25 protein-coding genes are annotated in these 22844 nt (G+C 41.9%); all 25 read left to right on the top strand.

Going from position 1 to position 22844, the window contains the following annotated elements; all coding sequences use genetic code 11:
* Positions 1–77: 77 nt before the first annotated feature.
* The 25 genes from FQ087_RS07885 (at position 78) to FQ087_RS07765 (ending at position 22844) form a co-directional block, all read left to right on the top strand.
* Positions 78–1355, top strand: coding sequence for a PepSY1/2 domain-containing protein (locus FQ087_RS07885; RefSeq protein WP_188006672.1), 1278 nt, complete (start codon positions 78–80; stop codon positions 1353–1355).
* Between the two features lie 113 nt (positions 1356–1468).
* On the top strand, positions 1469–2110 hold the full coding sequence (locus FQ087_RS07880) for a flagellar brake protein (protein ID WP_149579918.1): 642 nt from the start codon (positions 1469–1471) through the stop codon (positions 2108–2110).
* Positions 2111–2318: 208 nt separating this feature from the next.
* A complete protein-coding gene (cmk, locus tag FQ087_RS07875) occupies positions 2319–2996 on the top strand; it encodes a (d)CMP kinase (protein WP_149579917.1) in 678 nt (225 codons plus the stop codon).
* On the top strand, positions 2993–3574 hold the full coding sequence (locus FQ087_RS07870) for a lysophospholipid acyltransferase family protein (RefSeq protein WP_149579916.1): 582 nt from the start codon (positions 2993–2995) through the stop codon (positions 3572–3574). Before cmk ends, FQ087_RS07870 begins: the two co-directional genes overlap by 4 nt.
* A gap of 82 nt (positions 3575–3656) precedes the next feature.
* Entirely contained in the window at positions 3657–4802 is a 1146-nt protein-coding gene (gene rpsA, locus FQ087_RS07865; protein ID WP_149579915.1) for a 30S ribosomal protein S1, read from the top strand.
* 163 nt (positions 4803–4965) lie between these two features.
* Positions 4966–6276, top strand: a complete 1311-nt coding sequence (gene der, locus FQ087_RS07860; RefSeq protein WP_149579914.1) for a ribosome biogenesis GTPase Der — start codon at positions 4966–4968, stop codon at positions 6274–6276.
* Positions 6277–6309: 33 nt separating this feature from the next.
* The gene (locus FQ087_RS07855) at positions 6310–7332 is read left to right on the top strand and encodes an NAD(P)H-dependent glycerol-3-phosphate dehydrogenase (protein WP_149579913.1); all 1023 of its coding nucleotides are present in this window, start codon (positions 6310–6312) and stop codon (positions 7330–7332) included.
* 37 nt (positions 7333–7369) lie between these two features.
* Complete coding sequence (locus tag FQ087_RS07850) at positions 7370–7564, top strand: DUF2768 domain-containing protein (protein ID WP_370456069.1); 195 nt, start codon at positions 7370–7372, stop codon at positions 7562–7564.
* Positions 7564–8280 (top strand): hypothetical protein, encoded by a 717-nt coding sequence (locus FQ087_RS07845; RefSeq protein WP_149579911.1) that lies wholly within the window; start codon positions 7564–7566, stop codon positions 8278–8280. Before FQ087_RS07850 ends, FQ087_RS07845 begins: the two co-directional genes overlap by 1 nt.
* Before the next feature lie 76 nt (positions 8281–8356).
* The gene (gene spoIVA / locus FQ087_RS07840; protein ID WP_149579910.1) at positions 8357–9835 is read left to right on the top strand and encodes a stage IV sporulation protein A; all 1479 of its coding nucleotides are present in this window, start codon (positions 8357–8359) and stop codon (positions 9833–9835) included.
* A gap of 162 nt (positions 9836–9997) precedes the next feature.
* Positions 9998–10270 carry an HU family DNA-binding protein gene (locus tag FQ087_RS07835; RefSeq protein WP_067210384.1) on the top strand — a complete coding sequence of 91 codons (273 nt, stop codon included), beginning with the start codon at positions 9998–10000 and terminating at the stop codon, positions 10268–10270.
* Between the two features lie 180 nt (positions 10271–10450).
* Positions 10451–11020 carry a GTP cyclohydrolase I FolE gene (gene folE / locus FQ087_RS07830; protein ID WP_149580804.1) on the top strand — a complete coding sequence of 190 codons (570 nt, stop codon included), beginning with the start codon at positions 10451–10453 and terminating at the stop codon, positions 11018–11020.
* Positions 11021–11088: 68 nt separating this feature from the next.
* A complete protein-coding gene (gene mtrB, locus FQ087_RS07825; protein WP_149579909.1) occupies positions 11089–11310 on the top strand; it encodes a trp RNA-binding attenuation protein MtrB in 222 nt (73 codons plus the stop codon).
* A gap of 50 nt (positions 11311–11360) precedes the next feature.
* Complete coding sequence (locus tag FQ087_RS07820; protein ID WP_149579908.1) at positions 11361–12095, top strand: heptaprenyl diphosphate synthase component 1; 735 nt, start codon at positions 11361–11363, stop codon at positions 12093–12095.
* 18 nt (positions 12096–12113) lie between these two features.
* Positions 12114–12812: a demethylmenaquinone methyltransferase gene (locus FQ087_RS07815; protein WP_149579907.1), complete on the top strand. Its 699-nt coding sequence runs from the start codon at positions 12114–12116 to the stop codon at positions 12810–12812.
* A gap of 24 nt (positions 12813–12836) precedes the next feature.
* Positions 12837–13817, top strand: a complete 981-nt coding sequence (locus FQ087_RS07810) for a polyprenyl synthetase family protein (RefSeq protein ID WP_149579906.1) — start codon at positions 12837–12839, stop codon at positions 13815–13817.
* Positions 13818–13902: 85 nt separating this feature from the next.
* A complete protein-coding gene (ndk, locus tag FQ087_RS07805) occupies positions 13903–14349 on the top strand; it encodes a nucleoside-diphosphate kinase (protein ID WP_067210372.1) in 447 nt (148 codons plus the stop codon).
* A gap of 103 nt (positions 14350–14452) precedes the next feature.
* Positions 14453–15223, top strand: a complete 771-nt coding sequence (locus tag FQ087_RS07800; protein ID WP_149579905.1) for a CheR family methyltransferase — start codon at positions 14453–14455, stop codon at positions 15221–15223.
* 114 nt (positions 15224–15337) lie between these two features.
* Positions 15338–16519, top strand: coding sequence for a chorismate synthase (gene aroC / locus FQ087_RS07795; protein ID WP_149579904.1), 1182 nt, complete (start codon positions 15338–15340; stop codon positions 16517–16519).
* Position 16520: 1 nt separating this feature from the next.
* Positions 16521–17627: a 3-dehydroquinate synthase gene (gene aroB, locus FQ087_RS07790; protein WP_149579903.1), complete on the top strand. Its 1107-nt coding sequence runs from the start codon at positions 16521–16523 to the stop codon at positions 17625–17627.
* Positions 17627–17989, top strand: coding sequence for a chorismate mutase (gene aroH / locus FQ087_RS07785; protein WP_149580803.1), 363 nt, complete (start codon positions 17627–17629; stop codon positions 17987–17989). The genes aroB and aroH overlap by 1 nt, the downstream gene beginning before the upstream one ends.
* A 28-nt stretch (positions 17990–18017) precedes the next feature.
* Positions 18018–19118, top strand: a complete 1101-nt coding sequence (hisC, locus tag FQ087_RS07780; RefSeq protein WP_149579902.1) for a histidinol-phosphate transaminase — start codon at positions 18018–18020, stop codon at positions 19116–19118.
* On the top strand, positions 19115–20215 hold the full coding sequence (locus FQ087_RS07775) for a prephenate dehydrogenase (protein ID WP_149579901.1): 1101 nt from the start codon (positions 19115–19117) through the stop codon (positions 20213–20215). The genes hisC and FQ087_RS07775 overlap by 4 nt, the downstream gene beginning before the upstream one ends.
* Before the next feature lie 14 nt (positions 20216–20229).
* Positions 20230–21540 carry a 3-phosphoshikimate 1-carboxyvinyltransferase gene (gene aroA / locus FQ087_RS07770; protein WP_149579900.1) on the top strand — a complete coding sequence of 437 codons (1311 nt, stop codon included), beginning with the start codon at positions 20230–20232 and terminating at the stop codon, positions 21538–21540.
* Between the two features lie 38 nt (positions 21541–21578).
* Positions 21579–22844, top strand: a complete 1266-nt coding sequence (locus FQ087_RS07765) for a tetratricopeptide repeat protein (RefSeq protein WP_149579899.1) — start codon at positions 21579–21581, stop codon at positions 22842–22844.

The raw sequence follows: 22844 nt of genomic DNA, 5'->3' as shown, positions 1-22844 counted from the left end.
TTGTGATAAAGGAGGGAAGGTGGGAATTGTTGGAGGTGAATTGAGTTCCAACAATATTCTGCAGTGATATGAAAAAAATGATTTTTTTACTCGTGTACTCAATAGCAGCACTGGCGATCTTTTCTTATGGTAAAGTAGCTGATAATAAACAGCTTGCCATCGCTTTAAGTGGACAATACGCCAATAATATGACAGATGCGTCGACGAAACTAGAAGAATTAGATACTGCCGTGAAGAAAACGTTATTGTTCAATGAAACGGATGCTTCCTCAAATGCGCGTGAGGACATTTGGCGTCTTTCTTCCGATATTAAAAATTCAGTTTCAACATTACCGTTGGACCCTAGTTTTTCAACATCATGGTTAAATTATCTCGGACGTCTTGGTAACTACGCGAAGGGAGCTGATCGTGCAGACGATAATGTTGAATATCATCGTGTTATGAAATTGGCTTCTAAAAACCTTCGCACAATGGCGGATGAGTGGCAAGTTGCAACATCGGGTATGGTGAGTGGGAATTTATCGATAGACGATTGGAAAAAGAGAATGGATGTTGCTGATTCGGGTCATGATTGGGCTGGTATGGGTACTAGCGTAAAGCAGTATACAGAGAGCGATTTTCCACTGACAGCAAGTGAGTCAGATTCCATGAAGAAAAAAGATTTGAAAAATATGGAGGATCCTAAAGTAACACGTGAGGAGGCCGTTGCTCAATTTAAAAAATTGTTTCCCGGATTGTCTAATGAGACAATCGGTGTAGAAATGAGTAAACCTGGTTCTCCTTATCCGTTTTATCACATTCGTTTTGCCGAAGCTGAGTCGGTTGGTTACATTGACATTACGGAAAAAGGCGGACATGTACTTTCATTTCTTACAGAAAGACCATTTGGAAAAGAAAGTCTTCCGTTCGAGGATTTAAAAAAGAAAGCTGAAACGTTTTTAAAGGAAGCAGGATATAATGATCTTGTTTACGAAGAAGCAAGGGAAAATAATACAGCTTGGCATATGGTATATGTCCGAGTAGAAACTGAGTATGGAGCTAAAATATTTTCAGATGTAATCCATTTGAAAATTGCCAAGGATAATGGAGGTATCGTAGGACTAGATGCTTCCGAGTATATTAGAAAAGAGAAGACGGCCCGTCAGCCGATAACGAAAAAAGATTGGAAAACGTTTTTCCACTCGGGAGTCGAAATTGTCAAAGAAGAGTATGCATATGTTGAGAATGATCGGTTAGAGCAAAGATTAGCACATTACTTGACGGTAACAATTGATGAAAATGGGCAAATAGGCACATACGCCATAATCGTCGACACTGAGACTTCTGAAGTGATTAAAACTGAAAAACTACAGTAAATAGTCATTGGAATTTCTATCCCATCGTGACATAATGGTATTTATGAAAAGCTTCACGTGGCGGTAACGCGTGAAGCGGGACCATATGACATAAGGATGGTAGGTGTTTTGGTATGCTACTTTCGATTGGGACGATTATTGTTATCGATAAAGACTTTACAAAGGATAGCGAAAAGTTCAAAAGTAAAGTAGTTGATATAGGAGACGGATTCGTGATGATTGACTACCCAACTCATATTGAAACGGGGCGTACTGCATTTTTCATGGATGGTACACAATTGAACGTAACATTCATAGATAATTTGAAAATGTCTTATGCTTTCCGGACTGAAGTGAGTGGTCGGCTTAATGAGGGAATTCCGATGATAAAATTATCCTACCCTGGCGATGATCAGCTAATAAAGGTTCAACGACGTGAATTTGTGAGGGTGGAATCAGCAATCGATATTGCTGTTGAGAAAGATGGACGTTTCACCCAGTATGTGGCGGCAGATTTTAGCGCAGGCGGTGTCGCGCTAAATCTCCTTAACCGAGATGCATTCAAAGTGGATGAGATATTATCATTGACAATCGTGCTGCCTTTCATGAATCATGAAATTAAATATGTCAAAGCTGATGCACGGGTTATTAGAATTTGGGAAAAAGATGGAAGAATAATTGCTTCACTTCAATTTGAGGCGATCAATCAGGTTGAACGTCAATACGTTATTCGATTCTGTTTTGAGCGGCAGTTGCAAATGAGAGATATTAAATAGAATTTAGTAGGGGAAAGTCCACGTGAAAGGGGCTTTCCTCTTTTCAATTGTCCAGTTTCCAGCGCCTAGCTCACTTTGGAAAACAGGAAATACCCAAAAGCCAAAGAACGGCTTCCGGTTCTTTCTCTATGTCCTTCGCAAGCTAACCAAGGCGCTTACGCTTTTCTTGTGATACAATGTTTTCGAATTGACTACGGAGGTAGATGAAATGGTAATAGGGATAAAAATTGCAATTGATGGTCCTGCTGCAGCAGGAAAAAGTACAATTGCTAAAATCACAGCTGAAAAATTGGGCTATACGTATATCGATACAGGTGCTATGTATCGTGCACTTACGCATAAGGCGCTTGTTCACAACATAGATACTAGTGATGGAATTGAACTTGAAAAGTTATTGGAAGAAACGGAGATCATTCTTATGCCGTCTGTTAAAGGTCAAGCGGTCATTGTGGATGGTAAAGATGTCACTGAAGACATCCGTTCGCAATTGGTGACTGCTAATGTATCTTCCGTCGCTACTCATATGGGTGTTCGACAGTTAATGGTCGATAAACAGCGAGACTTGGCAAAAGGTGCAGGCGTTGTAATGGATGGTCGCGATATCGGGACAGCTGTACTGCCGAATGCAGAACTAAAGATTTTCATGACGGCTTCTGTTGAGGAAAGAGCAATGAGACGTCACATAGAAAACGAAAAGCGTGGCTTCATAACATCACTTGAACAATTAAAAGCTGAAATTGCTGAACGTGATCGTGCGGATAGTGAAAGAGAAGTGTCTCCACTTAGACAAGCTGAAGATGCCATTCATATCGATACGACTTCGATGTCAATTGCAGATGTGGCGGAAATAATTAGTGGGCTTGCAGAAAAGAGGATGAACTTATGAATTTATATCCACTAGGTAAATTGCTCAGCAGCGCAGTCTTTTATCCGTTATATCGTATTAAAGTAATTGGTGCAGAGAATTTCCCGAAAGAAGGGGGTGTCCTTCTCTGCGCGAATCATATTGACAATGTCGATCCTCCGGTTGTCGGAATTACTAGTCCAAGGCCTGTTCATTTCATGGCTAAAGAAGAGTTGTTTAAAATGCCGATATTAAAAAGTATTCTTCCGAAAGTTAATGCCTTTCCTGTGAAACGTGGCATGAGCGATAGGGAAGCATTCCGCAATACATTGAAAATTCTTAAGTCAGGTAAAGTTGTCGGGATGTTTCCGGAAGGGACTAGAAGTAAGACAGGTGAACTTGGCAAAGGGCTTGCGGGTGCTGGCTTCTTCGCGCTGAAGGGCGATGCGGTGGTAGTTCCTTGTGCGATTATCGGGCCTTATAAAGCATTTAAAAGATTGAAAGTTGTCTATGGGAAACCGCTCGATATGTCGTCTTATCGCGAAAATCGTACTTCAGCTGAAGATGTGACAGAGGTCATCATGAGTGAAATACAAAAACTAATTGAACAAAATAAATGAACAAAATGAGGGCAAATTTTTGTTATTATGAATAGATTCGCATAATATAGAATTAGAATTCTTTATGAAGGGAGACTACATAATGACTGAAGACATGAACTTGGAAACAGTGAACATCTACAATGAAGGTGACCGCGTTACCGGGAAAGTGACTAAAATCGAAGAAAAGTCTGTGACGGTTGAAATTGATGGTGCTCCATTTGATGGTGTCATTCCAATCAGTGAACTATCGAGCCTTCACATCGAAAAAGCTGAAGATGTAGTAGCGGTAGGAAATGTCCTTGAACTGATTGTTATGAAAGTGGAAGATGATAATTATGTCCTATCAAAACGAAAAGTCGATGCGGAAGATGCATGGGGTTCCCTGGAAGAGAAATACAATAATAAAGAAACAATCGAAACGGAAGTAAAAGACGTTGTTAAAGGCGGACTAGTTGTTGACCTTGGCGTACGCGGCTTCATTCCGGCATCACTTGTCGAAGATTATTTCGTTGAAACGTTTGAAGAATATAAAGGTCGTATGATGACGTTTAAAATTGTTGAAATGGATAAAGAAAAAAATCGGTTAATACTTTCTCACCGTGCAGTTATTCAAGAAGAGAAGGCATCGCAAAAAGGGGAAGTATTGGATAACCTTAAAGAAGGCGAAGTGCTTAAAGGGACTGTTCAACGTATAGCATCATTCGGTGCGTTTGTAGATATTGGTGGTGTTGACGGGCTTGTTCATATTTCTCAATTGTCCCATGATCACATTGAGAAAGTAACAGATGTCTTAAAAGAAGGCGAAAAAGTGAATGTGAAAATATTATCAATCGACCGTGATTCCGAACGAATTTCACTTTCCATCAAAGATACATTATCCGGACCTTGGGAAGGAATCGAAGAGAAAGCTCCTAAAGGGTCGAAGTTTGAAGGGACTGTGAAACGTCTCGTTTCATATGGTGCGTTTGTCGAGGTATTCCCTGGTGTCGAAGGCCTCGTCCATATTTCACGTATTTCCCATCAGCACATCGGTACTCCGCATGAAGTATTGCAAGAAGGGCAAAAAATCAATGTGAAAGTGTTGGAGGTCAATACTCAAGATAAACGTTTATCTTTAAGTATTAAAGATCTTATTGAAAAAGAAGACAATAATTCTTATGAAAATTACGAGATGCCTGAAGCATCAGGGTTTTCATTGGGCGATGTTATTGGAGATCAGCTAAAGAAATTTTCAAATAAAGACTAAGTAGCTCAATTGAAAATGCATGTATGAATATGAATTTGAAGTCTGAATCGAAAATGTGTGAACATTATGAACGATTACTTACATGGAAGATGATGCTTTTATGGGCATCATCTTCTTTTTTTGTGTATAATATGACGAAGATAAGCTGGAAGGATGTTAGATTATGAATAAACCAACAGTAGCGATAGTCGGTAGGCCGAACGTCGGGAAATCGACAATATTTAACCGAATCGTTGGTGAACGTATTTCAATTGTAGAAGACGTTTCAGGCGTTACCCGTGACCGCATTTATAGCTCCGCAGATTGGCTTGCACACGAATTCAACCTTATTGATACAGGCGGAATCGATATTGGAGACGAGCCATTTCTTGAGCAAATCCGATTACAAGCAGAGATTGCAATTGACGAAGCGGACGTTATCATTTTTCTTGTAAATGGCCGTGAAGGGGTAACTGATGCTGATGAACAAGTTGCCAAAATACTGTACAAAACGAAAAAACCTGTCGTACTTGCTGTAAATAAAGTTGATAATCCAGATATGCGTGACATGATTTATGATTTCTATTCCCTAGGATTCGGAGAACCTTATCCGATTTCTGGTGCACATGGTCTAGGTCTTGGAGATTTGCTTGATGCAGTAGCGAATGATTTTCCGGAACCAGGAGATGAAGAAGTAGAAGATGATGTCATCCGTTTTTCGTTGATAGGTAGACCAAATGTAGGGAAATCATCACTCGTTAATGCATTTTTAGGCGAAGAACGAGTTATCGTTAGTGATATACCTGGAACAACAATTGACGCTATTGATACGGCTTATGAATATGAAGGACAGAAGTATAAGATTATTGATACAGCCGGAATGCGCAAAAAAGGGAAAGTCTATGAAAATGTAGAGAAATATGCTGTTCTTCGTGCACTAAAAGCGATTGACCGTTCCGATGTCGTTCTCATCGTTATAAATGGAGAAGAAGGCATCCGTGAAATGGACAAGCGAATCGCTGGCTATGCAGAAGATGCTGGAAAAGGCGTCATGTTTGTTGTTAACAAGTGGGATGCTGTCGTAAAAGATGATAAGACGATGAATAAATTTATTGCGGATATCCGTGATAATTTCCTATTCCTTGACTATGCACCGATTTCTTTTGTTTCGGCAAAAACGAAACAGCGTGTTAATACGTTGTTTGAAAAAGTTAAGTTAGTTAGTGAGAACCATTCACTTCGTATCCAATCGAGTGTCTTGAACGAAGTAATAGAAGATGCTGTAGCAAGAAATCCTGCACCTAATAATAAAGGACGTAGACTGCGTATTTACTACGCTACGCAAGTGGCTGTCAAACCACCAACTTTCGTTGTCTTTGTGAACGATGTAGAAATCATGCATTTCTCTTATGAGCGCTTTTTACAAAACCGACTTCGGGAGTCATTTGGCTTCGAAGGAACTCCAATCAGGATTATTACGCGCGCGAGAAGCTAACCGTTGTTACAGTAGAAAGGGTGTCTGTATAAAATGGAAAAAGTAACTGTTATAGGCGCAGGAAGCTGGGGGACAGCAATTGCTTTTGTTCTGGCTGAAAATGGTCATGACTGTTTACTCTGGGCAAGGCGTTCTGATCAGTCAGATGAAATCAATGAAAAAAATACAAATAATTCTTATTTACCGGGTATTTCTTTACCCGCTAATTTGAAAGCGACATCAGACTTGGAAAAAGCAGCGATGCATGGCGGTACCGTCATCATCGCTGTTCCAACAAAAGCGATTCGCGGTGTTTGCGCCGAATTGAATGAAATGGCAATCAGTTCTAAATTGATTGTCCATGTATCCAAAGGAATTGAACCGGATTCATTGAAGAGGATTTCTGAAATGATTGCGGAAGAGCTAGATACCTCAAAAGTATCGGCTATAGTCGTTCTCTCAGGACCGAGCCATGCGGAAGAAGTTGTTTTGCGTCATCCGACGACAGTGACGGCTGCATCACTAGATTTGGATGCGGCAGAAAAAGTTCAGGATTTATTTATGAATAATTATTTCCGTGTTTATACAAATCCCGATATAGTGGGTGTGGAAATCGGAGCTGCACTAAAAAATGTTATTGCCTTGGCAGCTGGTATATCTGATGGTCTAGGATACGGTGATAACGCAAAAGCTGCGCTAATAACGCGCGGATTAGCAGAGATTTCAAGACTCGGTGTGAAGATGGATGCGAATCCACTTACATTTTCAGGTTTGACAGGACTCGGAGATCTGATTGTCACATGTACGAGTGTACTTTCACGTAATTGGAAAGCTGGTAACATGCTTGGTAAAGGTAAGAGCTTAGATGAGGTCGTGTCAGGCATGGGGATGGTCATTGAGGGTGTCCGGACAGCTAAAGCTGCACATCAGCTAGCAGCCCAGCACGGAGTCTCTATGCCGCTCACAGAGGCACTGTACTCCATACTGTTTGAAAATGTACCGCCGAAACAAGCTGTCGACCAACTTATGAACCGTATGAAGAAGCAGGAAATCGAGGATCTCTTCGGCAACCGCTAACTTTTAATATACGAAAGGGGGACTTTTTTTGTCCTCGATGGATAAAATGTGGCTGTCGTTCTATGCAATGGGATTCATGGTTATTTCCATGGGTCTTATTTATGTGAGTCGGCATAAGCTTCAAAACAAAGTATTAAAATTTGCGTTTGCTATAATAGCCTATTCTTTACTAATTTTCTCATTTTTCGCGATGATTTATCTCGTATTCAATGGGCCAACAGGAGGGGCATGATGATTAAGTCAGTAAAAAGAATCGGGCTATTCCTCATTGCATCTTTTGTTCTATCTGGATGCATGTACCCATCCGAAAAAACAACTGAACTGGAAATCCCATATGCGGATCAGTTAGAATCAATGCAAAAAGCAGTTGACGCTTATCAACAAGATTCAGGAGGGCTATTGCCCATCAAAACGCGTGAACTTGAAACCGATATGTACATCAAATATCCCATCGAATTCTCCAAAGTTGTACCGGCATATACGGAAAAAATACCTTCCAATGCCTACGAAACAGGCGGCATCTATCAATATGTGTTGATAGACGTTGAAGCAAATCCAACCGTAAAACTTGTTGACTTGCGCTCGGCGGAAAGCATTCGTGATTTGAATCTAAGAAAAAACATCAATGGTCGTGCTCCATTCAAGGAGTCCGTGGGTGACAATGTCTATGCTGTCGATTTCGACGCAATGGGCTTTAAAGAGCCACTGACGGTCCCTAGTCCATATTCAGATGCAGTCTTACCGATTGTTATCGGTGGAGATGGTATTTTTTACATCGATTATTCGATTGATTTAAACAGGATGTTGCAAGAAAAGAACCAGGAAGCTAAAGAAGGGGAGGATATCCGGTACCTATTGACGGATAACTATCCCGTTTTACCGGCCTATTCATTACCCTACACAGTGAATGACAAGAACGAACCAATCTTCATGAATAAATCAAAATAAAAACGTTTCATGCCACGTGCATGAAACGTTTTTTTTTTTCATAAACTAATATGCGCATCTAAAGGAGGACGATAGAATGAAAGAGGAATTATATGAAAATCTGGCTAGACGTACAGACGGTGATATTTATATTGGTGTTGTCGGTCCTGTTCGTGTAGGGAAATCTACGTTCGTTAAAAGAGTTATGGAAGAAGTCGTTATTCCAAATATGACGGAAGCATCGGATCGGATTCGTGCGCAGGATGAGCTTCCTCAGAGTTCACCAGGCTCAGTTATCATGACATCAGAACCGAAATTCGTGCCAGCCCAAGGGACTTCGGTATCTGTAGGGGATGGTGAGTTGAAGTTTCAAATCAGGCTTGCAGATTGCGTTGGCTATGTTATAGACGGCGTAAAGGGCTATGAAGATGAGAATGGCCCGAAATTGGTTCACACGCCATGGCACAACGAACCAATACCGTTTGAAGAAGCGGCGCGTATTGGAACGGATAAGGTGATTCGTGATCATTCTACGATTGGTATTCTTGTAACGACGGATGGAACGGTAAATAATATTCCGCGATCTGCAGCAGAAGTTGCTGAAGTAGAAATTGTGAATAAGTTAAAAGATATTGGCAAGCCTTTTGTCATTGTTCTGAATTCTAAAATGCCGGCAAATGACAGGACAGTCGCATTAAAACGAGAGCTACATGAAAGATATGGGGTGCCTGTCATTGCGATAAGTGCTGATCAGTTAAACGCACAGGAAATTCAACTCATTTTAAAAGAAGCATTATACGAATTTCCGATTTCTGATATTGACATCCAAAAACCGGATTGGATGGACGTACTTGGAAGTGAACATGAACTGAATGCTAACATCGACAGGGTAATTAACGAAGGGTTTCTGGGCGTATCAAAAATCCGTGAAGTGCAGGAACTTGCAGAGAGATTAAAAGACGAAAAATATGTTAAGCAAGCAGAAGTTATAGAAGTAGATGCTGGTAAAGGGAAAGCAATCGTGAAAATCTCTATGGACGAACAGGCTTTCCGTGAAATTTGTGAAGGGATTATGGGACAGGAAATCGGTTCGAAAAAAGATTGGTTGTTGTTTGTTCAAGATGCGGCCAAAGCGAAAAAATCTTACGATATGTACTCAGAAGCAATTGATACAGCTAGGAAACAAGGCTATGGTGTCGCTCTTCCGACAATTGAAGATTTCAATCCTTCTGCACCAGAACTGATTAAGCAGAATAACTTTTTCGGCGTTCGCATGAAAGCGACAGCACCGTCGCTTCACATTATACGGGTTGATATGGAAGCCGAATTTTCTCCATTAATTGGCTCCGAATTTCATAGCCATCATCTATTAAAGGAATTGAAGAATGCTTATCTGCATGACAGAAAGGCTTTATGGGAAACACAGCTTTTCGGAACACCGCTCCATGAAGTTATGAAAGAAAGCATCCGATTCAAAACAGCTTCCGTTCCGATGAAAGCAAGAAAACGTCTTCGGGAGACGATTGAACAGATGGTGAACGATGGAAATAAAGGCATGATTACATTTATCGTATAAAGGAAAAAGATCCGTCAAAAGCGGATCTTTTTCTGTTTTTCGTGTAAAAAGAGCATGATATTAGCAATTACGCGATAATATTCTTGCGTCTAGGTTTTTCTTGTGATACTCTTTTTACAGTATTAGAAGCTAGCTAATGCCCTTTGAGAGGAGGTGAATGGTGTGAATAAAACAGAATTGATTACCTCTGTAGCTGAAGCAGCAGAACTAACTAAGAAAGATGCTACAAAAGCTGTCGAAGCTGTATTCGATACGATCCAATCTACTCTTGCAAGTGGTGAGAAAGTACAATTGATCGGTTTCGGTAACTTCGAAGTGCGTGAGCGCGCAGCTCGTAAAGGACGTAACCCGCAATCTGGGGAAGAGATCGATATCGCTGCAAGCAAGGTACCAGCTTTCAAAGCAGGTAAAGCGCTTAAAGACGCGGTAAAATAATCCTCGAATTTACATAGAAGTCCGTCCGTCGCATCTGATTCATTTAGATGCTTGGGGCGGACTTCTTTACATTTTGATCTTATCGTTTAAATATAGAGTGAACGAACTGTACGGAAATGGGCGAGTATGCTACTATTTTTGTTGGAATAGCTTTATTTCCGATTGGGGAGGTTTCGAATGATGAATGTTGTCGATTATGAAAAAATAGAAAAGGCAGTTTTAATGATTCTTGAAGCAGTCGGTGAAGATCCCGAGCGTGAGGGGCTGTTAGATACTCCGAAGCGTGTCGCAAAGATGTACGCCGAAGTATTTGAAGGTTTAAATAAAGATCCTAAAGACTATTTTAAAACAGTATTTCATGAAAATCACGATGAAGTCGTACTTGTAAAGGATATACCGTTTTATTCGATGTGTGAACATCACCTTGTGCCATTTTTTGGAAATGCGCATATTGCATACATACCGCGTGACGGAGTAGTTGCAGGTTTAAGTAAATTAGCGAGAGCTGTCGAAACAACTGCCAGAAGGCCACAGCTTCAGGAACGCATCACATCAACAATTGCGGAAGCCATGATGGAAATGCTAAATCCAATCGGTGTATATGTAGTAATCGAAGCGGAACATATGTGTATGACAATGCGCGGAATAAAGAAACCCGGTGCAAAGACAGTAACCACGGTCGCGCGAGGTATTTACGAACAGGATGATGTGAAACGGGCTGAGATCCTATCACTTATCAAGATGTCTTGAAGCCTTTGCGGGTAACGCCTTTTCTATGATATGATAAGACCATAAAAGAATAGACAGGAGAAGTGAAAATGACACAAACCGACTATATCGTTATAAAAGCGAAAGAAGACGGCGTGAACGTAATCGGTCTGACACGAGGAAACGACACGAAGTTTCATCATACGGAAAAATTAGACTGTGGTGAAGTGATGATCGCACAATTTACTGATCATACGTCAGCAATGAAAATACGTGGTAAAGCTGACGTTCATACCGCATACGGTGTCTTGTCAAGCGAAGGGAAAGGCTAATTCGCGATTGACACACTTTTCCGTAGACGTCTTTGAATGGAGATTCGACGATGGAAACCCAAAAAATTAAACTGCATATAGATAATTATATAAGTGAAGTAGAGAAATCAATTCGCGAGCCAATCGTGGATAGGGATGTCGGTCGAATAACAATCGATACTGTAAAAGCCTTTATACTCCTGTTGCCAATGTTGAACGGGGAAAGGTGGAACAATCGTTTAAATACTGCAGCAATCGCAGTCGGTGCTGTTCATGCTGCTTTTGATGCCCATGATTCGATTAATGTAATTGATGCTACATCAAAACAACAACAACTTACTGTTTTGTCGGGAGATTATTTCAGTGGAGTCCATTACAGACTTCTCGCATCTCTTCCTGAATTCGGTTTCATCCGTTCATTGTCAGAAAAAATCGGGCAAATAAATGAGATGAAGACAATTTTTCAACATCAATTACCTGGTGGTCCTGAAAAATTGATAGAAGCAGTTAGGATCATCGAAGCGGGATGTATAACTGATTTTTTATATACATTCGGTTTTGCACAGTACGTCCCACTTGCAAGTGCAACATTGTCACTTTTATGGTTTGATGAAGCGAATGCTGATTTCAATTCTAATTCGGGTAAACATTCTCGCCGTGCGATAAATGCAGCTGATGCGGATCATGCAATTTTTCTTCTTCATGCCGAAATGCGGAAAGCGCTTGATGCAGCTGATTACCTTCAGCCTTTTTTACAGCAAAACATCCGTGACTTGGCGATGCCGTTACTTGGAAAACTGAATTAAAGAAAAGAGGTATAACTCTTGTCATTATCTAAAGAACAGAAAGTCCATACCGTTTTCGAAAAAATATCCGTCGATTACGACAAGATGAATTCCGTAATCAGTTTCAACCAACATAAGAAATGGCGTGATGACATCATGTCACGTATGAACGTTCACAAAGGCGCCAGTGCTCTGGACGTATGTTGTGGAACTGCAGATTGGACAATCGCCATTGCAGAGGCTACAGGTGCTACAGGGCGTGTTACTGGTCTCGACTTCAGCGATGGGATGCTAGAAGCCGGCCGACCGAAAGTTGCAGCACATCCAAACATCACACTTGTACAAGGGAATGCGATGGAATTACCGTTCCCAGACGATTCGTTTGATTTTGTTACAATTGGTTTCGGTTTGCGAAACGTTCCGGATTATTTAGCGGTTTTGAAAGAAATGAACCGTGTCTTAAAGCCAGGTGCAATGATTGCATGTCTAGAAACTTCTCAATCTGAACTTCCAGGCTACAGGCAGTTATTCCGATTTTATTTCAAATTTATAATGCCTCTTCTTGGAAAGGTTTTTGCGAAGAGTTACAAAGAATATTCATGGCTTCAAGAATCGGCAGATGATTTCCCAGGGATGAAACAACTTGCCCAGCTATTCACGGAAGCTGGCTTCAATGGAGTGTCCTTTAAGTCGTACAGTGGTGGCGCAGCGGCTGGCCACGTCGGATATAAACAATAAAGACAGCAGGGGAAGGTAATCGTTTTGGAGAAATTGAAGTTATTGTCGCTTTATGGTGATTTCCGAAAGGATCTTGCTTATATAGAAAAGGAACTTGAACGATCCCTCAATTCATCTTCCCCCATCATTCGGCAAGCATCACTTCATCTGCTTCGTGCGGGTGGAAAAAGGATTCGACCTATTTTTGTTATCCTGTCTTCCAAGTTTGGCAACTATTCGCTGGAGGATGTAGCAAAGGTTGCTGTCTCACTTGAGCTTGTCCACATGGCATCTCTTGTTCATGATGATGTTATCGATGATTCAGATATGCGTCGTGGCCTTGAAACTGTGAGGGCACGCTGGGATAACCGAATTGCAATGTATACGGGGGACTTCATCTTTTCACGTGCACTTACATCGATAGGCGAGATTGAAATTCCTGCCGTTCATCAGCTTCTTGCAGAAACTATGCTTGAAATTTGTAAGGGTGAAATCATCCAGATTGATCATCAGCGAAAAATCAATCAGACGATTCGGGATTATTTGCGCCGCATTAAACGAAAGACCGCACTTCTTCTGTCATCCAGTTGTGAACTCGGCGCTCTTGTTTCAGGAGCGGACCCAGCAAATGTAAGGAAATTGCGTCGTTTTGGTTATTTTGCTGGCATGGCTTTTCAAATTATCGATGACATTCTTGACATTACATCGACGGATGAAGAACTTGGAAAACCGGCAGGCAGTGACTTATTGAATGGTCACCTGACGTTGCCCATCCTATACATTAAAGACGATGTGAATTTTCAACCTTTTATGAAGAGGTCATTTGACGGGACTTTAACGGAATCAGACCGTGAAGAAATGTTGACCTATATTCGTGGTACAGAAGCCATTCAGAAGGCGCAAGCGGTGAGCGATTTGTATTTGCAAAAAGCGATGAATGAAATAAGTGCGTTGCCTGATGGCGATGCCAATGCTAAAAAGGCATTTATGCAAATTTCTGCTTTTATAGGCAGACGTAAGTATTAATGCATTAACAGTTGAAAAATCAGGCATCGGGTGGTACGATCGAAAAGGAGAAATCCTGATACATATATAAGAAGGAGTGTTAAATATGGAAAGAACATTTTTAATGGTTAAACCAGACGGCGTTCAACGTAATCTAATCGGTGAAATCGTTGGTCGTTTTGAAAGTAAAGGTTTCCAACTTGTAGGCGCTAAGCTTATGACAATTTCACAAGAACTTGCTGAGCAACACTATGGCGAACATAAAGAGCGTCCTTTTTTCGGCGAGCTTGTTGACTTCATCACTTCAGGTCCTGTTTTCGCAATGGTATGGGAAGGCGAAAACGTCATCTCAGTTGGTCGTCTAATGACAGGCGCAACGAACCCGAAAGAATCTGCACCTGGAACAATCCGCGGTGACTTCGCTGTTACTGTTGGCAAAAACATCATTCACGGTTCAGATGCTCCAGAATCAGCTGTTCGTGAAATCGGTCTTTTCTTCAAGGAAGAAGAGCTCGTAACTTATGACAAATCAATGAACAACTGGATCAACTAATCACCCTAAACAGCCGTGCGAATTTCGCATGGCTGTTTTTTTTATACCGATATTAACTCCAATCCGTTATAATAGTAAGAATATATGGACGGGGGTGCTCGTAATGCCGGATTACGCTATGTTTATTGGGAAAATTAAAAAAAAGACAGGTATCGATTTGTCACTTTATAAAGAAGCGCAGATGAAAAGAAGACTTACTTCTCTTTATGAGAAAAGAGGATATCGGAACTTTATCGAATATTATGAAGCTATACATAATGACAAGGCACTGCTAGAGGAATTTCTCGATCGGATGACAATCAACGTTTCCGAATTTTACCGTAACGCTCAGCGATGGGACGTACTGGAAAAAAAGATTTTCCCTAAGCTCCTTGTTCAAAACAAAAAACTCAAGATTTGGAGTGCTGCTTGTTCCACGGGTGAAGAACCTTACTCTCTCGCACTGGTTTTGTCATCACTTATGCCACTTCGTGATATTTCAATCTTGGCAACGGATCTCGATTTAGGTGTTATTGAACGGGCGAAAGTCGGTTTATATCCTGAAAGAGCTTTGAAGGAAGTGCCTGCACCAATTGTGAAGCAGCACTTTATCAATGAAGGTCATTTTTATCAAGTGAAAGATGAAATCAAGCGAACTGTAACTTTTAAGCAGCAAAATTTGCTGGAAGATCGATACGATACGGGATTCGATTTAATTGTCTGCAGAAATGTGATGATTTACTTTACTGAAGAAGCAAAGGATAGGATTTATACAAACTTTTCCAAGTCGCTGAAGCCGGGTGGAATACTTTTTGTAGGAAGTACAGAGCAGATTTTTAATCCTTCAAAATACGGTTTAGAATCAGAAGATACATTCTTTTATAGGAAAATTTAAAATATCCGGATATCTTTCCGGATATTTTTCATATAAACATATAGTCAAAAGCATATTACTTTGGTAGAGTGCTATAAAACGAATGTTAAACCATTCGTCGGAGGAGGAAATGGAATGAGGTATTTCACAGCCGGTGAATCACATGGCCCGCAATTAACAGCAATCATTGAAGGGCTGCCTGCCCAAATGGAATTGACTGCCGAAATGATAAATGGGGAACTCTCGAGACGTCAAGGTGGACATGGACGTGGAAGACGCATGCAAATAGAAAAAGATCAGGTTGTCATCTCGTCAGGTGTCCGTCATGGTAAAACACTTGGTTCCCCGGTTACGTTGACGGTTGTTAACGATGATTGGAAACATTGGACATCGATTATGGGGGTGGAACCTCTAGCAGATGATGTTAAGCCAGAAGATGTGAAACGACAAATAACGCGTCCAAGACCAGGGCATGCAGATCTTGTGGGCGGTATGAAATACGGTCATCGGGATCTGCGCAATGTCCTAGAACGATCGTCCGCACGTGAGACAACAATGCGTGTAGCAATCGGCGCGGTCGCAAAACAGTTCCTTCGCGAACTCGGTATCGAAACAGTCGCACATGTAACAGAAATCGGAGGATTCACAACAAATCCAGATACATATGCAGGAAAAGGGACAGAAGAGCTCCGCAACATCATCGAGAACGACCCTGTCTACTGTGCAGACCCTGAGGCTTCGAAATTGATGGTCCAAGCCATTGATGACGCAAAAGGCCGTGGAGATACAGTTGGAGGCGTCGTAGAGGTAATCATTGAAGGATGTCCACCTGGTATTGGGAGTTATGTTCAATTTGATCGGAAGATGGACGGTAAACTTGCCGGAGCGATGATGAGCATCAATGCGTTTAAAGGTGTTGAAATTGGACTCGGATTTGAAATGGCAAAAATGCCAGGCAGTAAAGTGCATGATGAAATCGTTTGGAGCGAAGAACAAGGCTATTTCCGTAAATCGAATCGCTTGGGTGGCCTTGAAGGTGGAATGACTACGGGTATGCCGATTGTAGTCAGGGGCGTTATGAAACCTATCCCTACCTTGTACAAACCGCTTGAGAGTGTCGATATTGATACGAAAGAACCGTTTGTTGCAACTATCGAACGTTCGGACCCTTGTGCGGTACCTGCAGCTTCTGTTGTAGCAGAACATGTCATTGCAACTGAAATGGCAAAAGCCATCATGGAAGAATTCCGTTCGGACACAATGGACGGCCTTAAAAAGGATATTGAAGAATATAGACAGTATGTAAAGGAGTTTTAATATGGGGAAACTTACGGTTGCTGTCCGGGATCATCAATATAACGTCCATATAGGTCAAGATACGTACAAGCTATTTGCCACAGAATATGCTGAACTTCTAGGAACTGTCGACCGTATCGCAATCATTGCGGATGAACGGGTAGCAGCTGTCTATTTGCCACTGCTACAGAAGGCATTGGAGTCTGTAAACTGTGAAATTAGTGTGAAAACAGTCCCTGCTGGAGAAAACTGTAAAACATCCGCTGTGTACGTTGATTGCTTATCTTTTTTGTTGAATGAAAAATTCACAAGAGATTCCCTTCTTATCGCATTTGGTGGAGGCGCATGCGGTGATCTCACTGGGTTCGTTGCTGCGACATTCATGAGAGGTATAAGATACTTGCAATGCCCAACAACAATCTTGGCGCATGACAGTGCAGTGGGAGGCAAAACGGCAATCAATATGCCGGAAGGGAAAAATATGGTCGGCTCTTTTCATCAGCCAATCGGAGTTCTATTTAACACGGAGCTCTTTGTATCGCTTCCGCCGAGAGAAATCAGATCGGGCATGGCGGAATTGTTGAAACACGCACTTATTTCGGATGTTGACTGGACGCATGAGTTACTGTCTAACCCTTCTTTTTCTCAACCGAGCATAGAGTGGTTATCAAGCGAACTGCTACGAGGAATCGAAGTTAAAGCGAAAATTGTTTCAGAGGATGAATTCGAAAATTCAACTCGTAAGTTTTTGAATTTCGGTCACACATTTGGCCACGCAGTGGAAGGTGTTTGTGGATTCGGCGGTTTAAGCCACGGGGAGTCAGTTATGATTGGTATGGCATACAGCCTTATCTTAAGTGAAAGCCATGGCGCAGTTGGTGCAGAGTTGACAAATCGTTTCATCCAATTTGCAAATACGCATGGCTATACATTCCAACCGGTTCATGAACATGAATTCGATGTATTTATAAATTATATGGAAAAAGATAAAAAAGTCTCTTTTGGAAAACTGAATTTTGTTTTACTTGATGGTATCGGAAAACCCTATGTAAAAGAACTGTCAAAAGTACAGTGTGAACAAGCATTCAATCAATTGAGACAAAGAACGAAAGGGGATGGGGCGAAATGATGGTAAGAGGATTAAGGGGAGCAACGACAGTCGAGAATGACGAAGAACAAGCCGTTCTTGAAGCGACACAAGCATTGGTTGAAGAAATGGCGAAAGAGAACAGTGTGTTGCCTGGGGAGATCATCTCGGTACTAATCTCTACGACGACGGACATCAAATCGACTTTTCCTGCAAAAGCAGTTAGATCGATTGATGGTTGGATGTACGTCCCGGTTATGTGTACGCATGAGATGGACGTGCCTGGGGCAATGCCATTATGCATCAGAGCGCTTATGCATGTGAATACTGATATTCTGCAATGTGATGTAAAACATATTTATCAAAAAAATGCAGTTAAGTTAAGACCGGATTTACAAAAATAACTCAATTCTATTGACCGGAGGGAATTTTATGAATTGGAAAAAAGCGCTTGAAAGTATTCAACCTTATAAACCAGGAAGATCGATTGATGAAGCAAAACGAATATACGGTCTGAATGATGTTGTAAAACTTGCATCAAATGAAAATCCGTATGGTTGTGCACCATCTGTCAGAGACTATTTGACATCAGCAGCAATCCAGCATGAAATCTATCCTGACGGCTATGCGGGTGGATTACGAAAGAAACTTGCGGGGAAACACGGAGTTGACGAAACGTCATTGTTATTTGGAAATGGCTCAGATGAGATCATCATGATCATTTCAAGAGCACTCCTTGGCAAAGGAGTAAATACGGTTATGGCGACAGAGACATTCCCGCAATATGCCCATAATGCGAGAATTGAAGGGGCCGAAATCCGGGAAATTCCATTGAAAGATGGCCAACATGATTTGGAAGGATTCTTGGAAGCTATCAATGAAGAGACGGCTGTAGTTTGGTTATGCAATCCGAATAATCCGACCGGTAATTTGATTCCTGGCGATGCTCTAAATGGTTTCCTTGAACAAGTTTCAGAGAATATTCTAGTCGTTCTTGACGAAGCGTATTTCGAATACATTACTAAATCTGACCATATCGATTCGATTTCATGGCTGGAAAAGTTCCCGAATGTTATTATTTTACGGACATTTTCTAAAGCATACGGATTGGCAGCATTCAGAGTTGGCTATGCAATTGGTCAGCCTGAGGTCATCTCTAATCTCAATAAAGTGCGAAGCCCGTTCAATAATAACTCACTTGGACTAGCAGTTGCAGAAAAAGCGCTAGAAGACGAGGCATTTATCGAACAATGCCGTATCCTGAATCAAGAACAAAGGCAACGGTTTACACAGTATGCTTCTGACAATAAACTGCATTTATTTGATTCTGAAACGAATTTTGTTTTAATTGAAGTGCCAGGTGATGCAGATGATGCTTCAGAAAAGTTGTTGCAGCATGGATTCATCGTTAGAAGTGGAAATGCACTTGGAACCCCAGGTTATATAAGGGTGACGATTGGGTCGGAAGCTCAGACTAGCAACTTCTTCAAGGCGTTTGATACGTTGTTGCAAACCGAGGATTCAGCCGTATGATACCGAATGTCGCCATAATTGGACTTGGCCTGATTGGTGGTTCGCTCGGGCTTGCATTGAAACGTAACCCGGGTCTGCAAGTAACGGGGTACGACCGATCCTTTAGTACGTTGGAACAAGCATTCCGTAGGGGAATCATCGATAGAATCGCGACGTCCGTTGAGAATGCATGCGAACATGCGGACGTCATTATCTTTGCCACACCAGTCAATACGACGGTTAAAATGATGCATCAAGCGGTCGACTGGAATTTGAAAGAAGATGTTATTATGACGGATACGGGCAGTACGAAAGGTCCAATCATGGATGCTGCAAGACGATTGCTTGAACGTGGAATTACTTTTATAGGTGGCCATCCAATGGCAGGCTCCCATAAAAGTGGGGTAACTGCGGCTAAAGAGCATCTATTTGAAAATGCGTATTACATATTAACACCAGATTCACAAACAGACAGCTCAAAAGTCGAGCAGCTCCGCGTTCTACTTGGTCCAACGAAAGGTAAAATTGTCGTGCTCGATTCTGAAGAACATGACCGGATGACGGCAATCGTTAGTCATTTTCCTCATCTCGTCGCTTCATCGCTCGTTGGAAGGCTGTCAGCACAACAAGAAGAGCAACCATTTGTTAATAAACTCGCTGCAGGCGGATTTCGCGACTTGACTCGTATCGCATCTGCAGATCCCATCATGTGGCGTGATATTACGACGCAGAATAGAGAAGAGTTGTTAAAACAGCTTGACGGATGGCTTGAAGAGATGGAAAATGTTCGAAATATGCTAAAATCGAATGATCCCGACGAAATATATGATTATTTTGCAGGAGCGAAACAGTTCCGAGACGACTTACCGATTACGTCTCAGGGTGCATTCTATATGACATTCGATTTGCATATTGATATCCCGGATCACCCAGGGATTATTTCGGAAATCACAAAAATACTCGCGGATGAACGAATCAGTTTAACAAATATCCGAATCGTTGAGACGCGGACGGATGTCTTTGGAATACTTGTTATCAGCTTCCAATCTACTGATGACCGGGAACAGGCAAAATCCGCTCTTTCCAGAACAATGAATTTTAGCATGTACATAGTTTGAATGGGGGGCTTTTCTTGGTAGAGACGAAACTAGTGGAGTTCAATAAACCGGAATTAAAGGGTAATGTGGTAGTTCCGGGTGATAAATCGATATCGCACCGTGCTGTGATGCTCGGTTCCATCGCTGAAGGTAAATCACAAATTACCGGATTCCTGGACGGAGAAGATTGCCTGCGGACAATTGATATTTTTCGACAACTCGGGGTATCAATTGAAAGGGATGGCACTAACGTCACAGTAGTTAGCCCTGGAATGCAAGGATGGCAAAATCCGTCTGAGGATCTTTATGCCGGTAATTCAGGGACGACAGCACGTCTAATACTTGGTATACTTGCAGGCTCGACTATCAGGTCCGTTTTGACAGGAGATGAATCGCTGTCAAAGCGTCCAATGAATAGAGTTACACTACCCTTGTCATCTATGGGGGCTTCTGTAGCAGGTGAACCTGACGGCAATCTACTTCCACTCACGATTACGGGTGGACCGCTCTCTGCGATTGAATACGACATGCCTGTTGCCAGTGCTCAAGTAAAATCGGCTATTCTGTTTGCTGGTTTGAATGCCGAAGGGACAACTGTTATTAGCGAGAAGACAGTTTCGCGCGATCATACTGAACGTATGCTTTTGCAATTTGGAGCGGATGTTCAGGTAGACGGAACTAAAGTTAGTGTCAAAGGGGGAAATGTGCTCCGTGGCAAGGATGTGTTAGTGCCAGGTGATATTTCATCAGCAGCATTTTTCATGGCCGCAGCTGCAATGATTAGAGGAAGTTCTGTTACGTTTACAAATGTCGGGCTTAATCCGACAAGGACGGGGATATTGGACGTGCTCACGAATATGGGTGCATGTGTTGAAATCCTCGAAGAAGTTAACGGAGCCGGGGAACCGTATGGTACTGTTAAAGTATCTTATGAAGGATTGCGAGGGACCGAAATCAGTGGGGACTTAATACCAAGGCTAATCGATGAGCTGCCTGTTATCGCTTTGCTTGCGACGCAGGCCGAGGGCACAACAATTATCAAGGACGCCGGGGAACTACGAGTCAAAGAGACAGACAGAATTGCGGCTGTAACGTCGGAATTGAAAAAGATAGGTGCAAATATTGAAGCAACAGACGACGGGATGATTATCAATGGACCTACGAAACTTTCCGGCGGCACGCTTGCTTCTTATGGAGATCATAGATTGGGCATGATGGCTGCAATTGCAGCACTTATTTCGTCAGCTCCAATCCGTATTGAAGATCCAGCATGCATCGCTATTTCGTATCCGGGATTCTTCATAGACTTAGAAAAGCTCGCGGTCTCGATAATTGCAAAAGGATAACGGTTTGATGTATACATTTTGAAAGTTCAGGTGAAAATATGGGACAGTTAGAAGAAATTGAACAAAATATTTTAGGCGGTGATGTAGAAATAATCACCGGTGTCATTGATCAGTTAATAGGGTCTACGGATTTCGATTTGCTCTATGAAGCAGCAGATTTATTTGCTAGCTACGGATTTATGGCGGAGGCTGATCGTCTTTATGAAACTTTGCGTCTTCATTTGCCCGATGAAGCGCAGTTGAAAATTGATCGTGCAGGCACGTTGCTTGAGCTTGGAGAAGAGGATGAAGCACTTCTGCTACTCACGGATGTGGGCCCGGACGACGAGGAATATGTACAAGCCCTTTTAGCGTTAGCAGATTATTATCAGATGTCTGGAATGGCGGAAGCAGCTCTTGCAAAGATTAAAGAAGCGCATGAACTTGTACCCCATGAGCCTGTAATTCGGTTCGCGTATGCGGAATTGCTCCTCGATTCTGGGAAGTACGGAGAGGCAGCTCGGATGTATCTTGAATTGCATGATGAAACGGATGAAATCGGTGGCATTCGAATCTTATCAAGACTTGCTGAAACGTATAGTGCTGGAGCGGCTTATGAAGAGGCGATTCCATATTACGAAGAAATATTGCAAGATAACGCCATGCCGGATACACTTTTCGGGGCCGCATTTGCTTACTTCCAAAGTGGAAATGCAGAAAGAGCAGTCACACTGTTAGACACTTTAATAGAAATGGATCCAGATTATTTTTCTGCATACATGTTGGCAGGACAGTCATTGTCGGTATTAGGTGATGACCAGAGGGCATACGATATGTTCAAAGATGGAATCCGCAGAGATGAATTTGACAAGGAACTACAATTGACCGCCGGAAAATCAGCATTGAAACTCGGCCTTCCAGAAAAGGCTGAAGAGCATTTGAAAGAAGCATTGGCACTCGATCCTGAATATATTGAAGCGCTTATTACTCTTGCTTCGTTATACAACGAGAGGGAACAGAGCCATGAACTAATCGATCTGCTGACGTACTCAAAAGATAATCAAGTCGATATTCCTTTGTTGGACACGTTTATGGCGTATGCGTATGAACGTGAGGAACAATATGACGATGCATACGTATCCTATGGTAAGGCATATATTGGGATGAAAGATGATCACGGTTTCCTTGAAAACTTCGCGAAATTTCTTCTTGAAGAAGGAAAACCTGATGAAGCCCTCAAAATAGTCAAGGAATTGCTTGAAATTGTTCCTGATGATGAGAATTGGAGAGCTTTTCTAGAAGCACAAAATGACAAGGAGGAGTGA

Origin of the sequence: Sporosarcina sp. ANT_H38, assembly GCF_008369195.1 — a bacterium.
In the GTDB taxonomy this organism is placed as follows: Bacteria; Bacillota; Bacilli; order Bacillales_A; family Planococcaceae; genus Sporosarcina.
Note: the sequence above shows the minus strand (reverse complement) of the source record. Positions and strands in the feature narration are given on the sequence as shown.

Coding starts and splice junctions, on each gene's coding strand:
- FQ087_RS07880 (WP_149579918.1), top strand. CDS start 1,469: ATGCTACTTTCGATTGGGACGATTATTGTTATCGATAAAGACTTTACA.
- mtrB (WP_149579909.1), top strand. CDS start 11,089: ATGACACAAACCGACTATATCGTTATAAAAGCGAAAGAAGACGGCGTG.
- FQ087_RS07775 (WP_149579901.1), top strand. CDS start 19,115: ATGATACCGAATGTCGCCATAATTGGACTTGGCCTGATTGGTGGTTCG.
- FQ087_RS07845 (WP_149579911.1), top strand. CDS start 7,564: ATGATTAAGTCAGTAAAAAGAATCGGGCTATTCCTCATTGCATCTTTT.
- FQ087_RS07855 (WP_149579913.1), top strand. CDS start 6,310: ATGGAAAAAGTAACTGTTATAGGCGCAGGAAGCTGGGGGACAGCAATT.
- FQ087_RS07870 (WP_149579916.1), top strand. CDS start 2,993: ATGAATTTATATCCACTAGGTAAATTGCTCAGCAGCGCAGTCTTTTAT.
- aroC (WP_149579904.1), top strand. CDS start 15,338: ATGAGGTATTTCACAGCCGGTGAATCACATGGCCCGCAATTAACAGCA.
- FQ087_RS07885 (WP_188006672.1), top strand. CDS start 78: ATGATTTTTTTACTCGTGTACTCAATAGCAGCACTGGCGATCTTTTCT.
- FQ087_RS07850 (WP_370456069.1), top strand. CDS start 7,370: ATGGATAAAATGTGGCTGTCGTTCTATGCAATGGGATTCATGGTTATT.
- spoIVA (WP_149579910.1), top strand. CDS start 8,357: ATGAAAGAGGAATTATATGAAAATCTGGCTAGACGTACAGACGGTGAT.
- FQ087_RS07800 (WP_149579905.1), top strand. CDS start 14,453: ATGCCGGATTACGCTATGTTTATTGGGAAAATTAAAAAAAAGACAGGT.
- folE (WP_149580804.1), top strand. CDS start 10,451: ATGAATGTTGTCGATTATGAAAAAATAGAAAAGGCAGTTTTAATGATT.
- cmk (WP_149579917.1), top strand. CDS start 2,319: ATGGTAATAGGGATAAAAATTGCAATTGATGGTCCTGCTGCAGCAGGA.
- FQ087_RS07820 (WP_149579908.1), top strand. CDS start 11,361: ATGGAAACCCAAAAAATTAAACTGCATATAGATAATTATATAAGTGAA.
- rpsA (WP_149579915.1), top strand. CDS start 3,657: ATGACTGAAGACATGAACTTGGAAACAGTGAACATCTACAATGAAGGT.
- hisC (WP_149579902.1), top strand. CDS start 18,018: ATGAATTGGAAAAAAGCGCTTGAAAGTATTCAACCTTATAAACCAGGA.
- aroB (WP_149579903.1), top strand. CDS start 16,521: ATGGGGAAACTTACGGTTGCTGTCCGGGATCATCAATATAACGTCCAT.
- der (WP_149579914.1), top strand. CDS start 4,966: ATGAATAAACCAACAGTAGCGATAGTCGGTAGGCCGAACGTCGGGAAA.
- ndk (WP_067210372.1), top strand. CDS start 13,903: ATGGAAAGAACATTTTTAATGGTTAAACCAGACGGCGTTCAACGTAAT.
- FQ087_RS07765 (WP_149579899.1), top strand. CDS start 21,579: ATGGGACAGTTAGAAGAAATTGAACAAAATATTTTAGGCGGTGATGTA.
- aroH (WP_149580803.1), top strand. CDS start 17,627: ATGGTAAGAGGATTAAGGGGAGCAACGACAGTCGAGAATGACGAAGAA.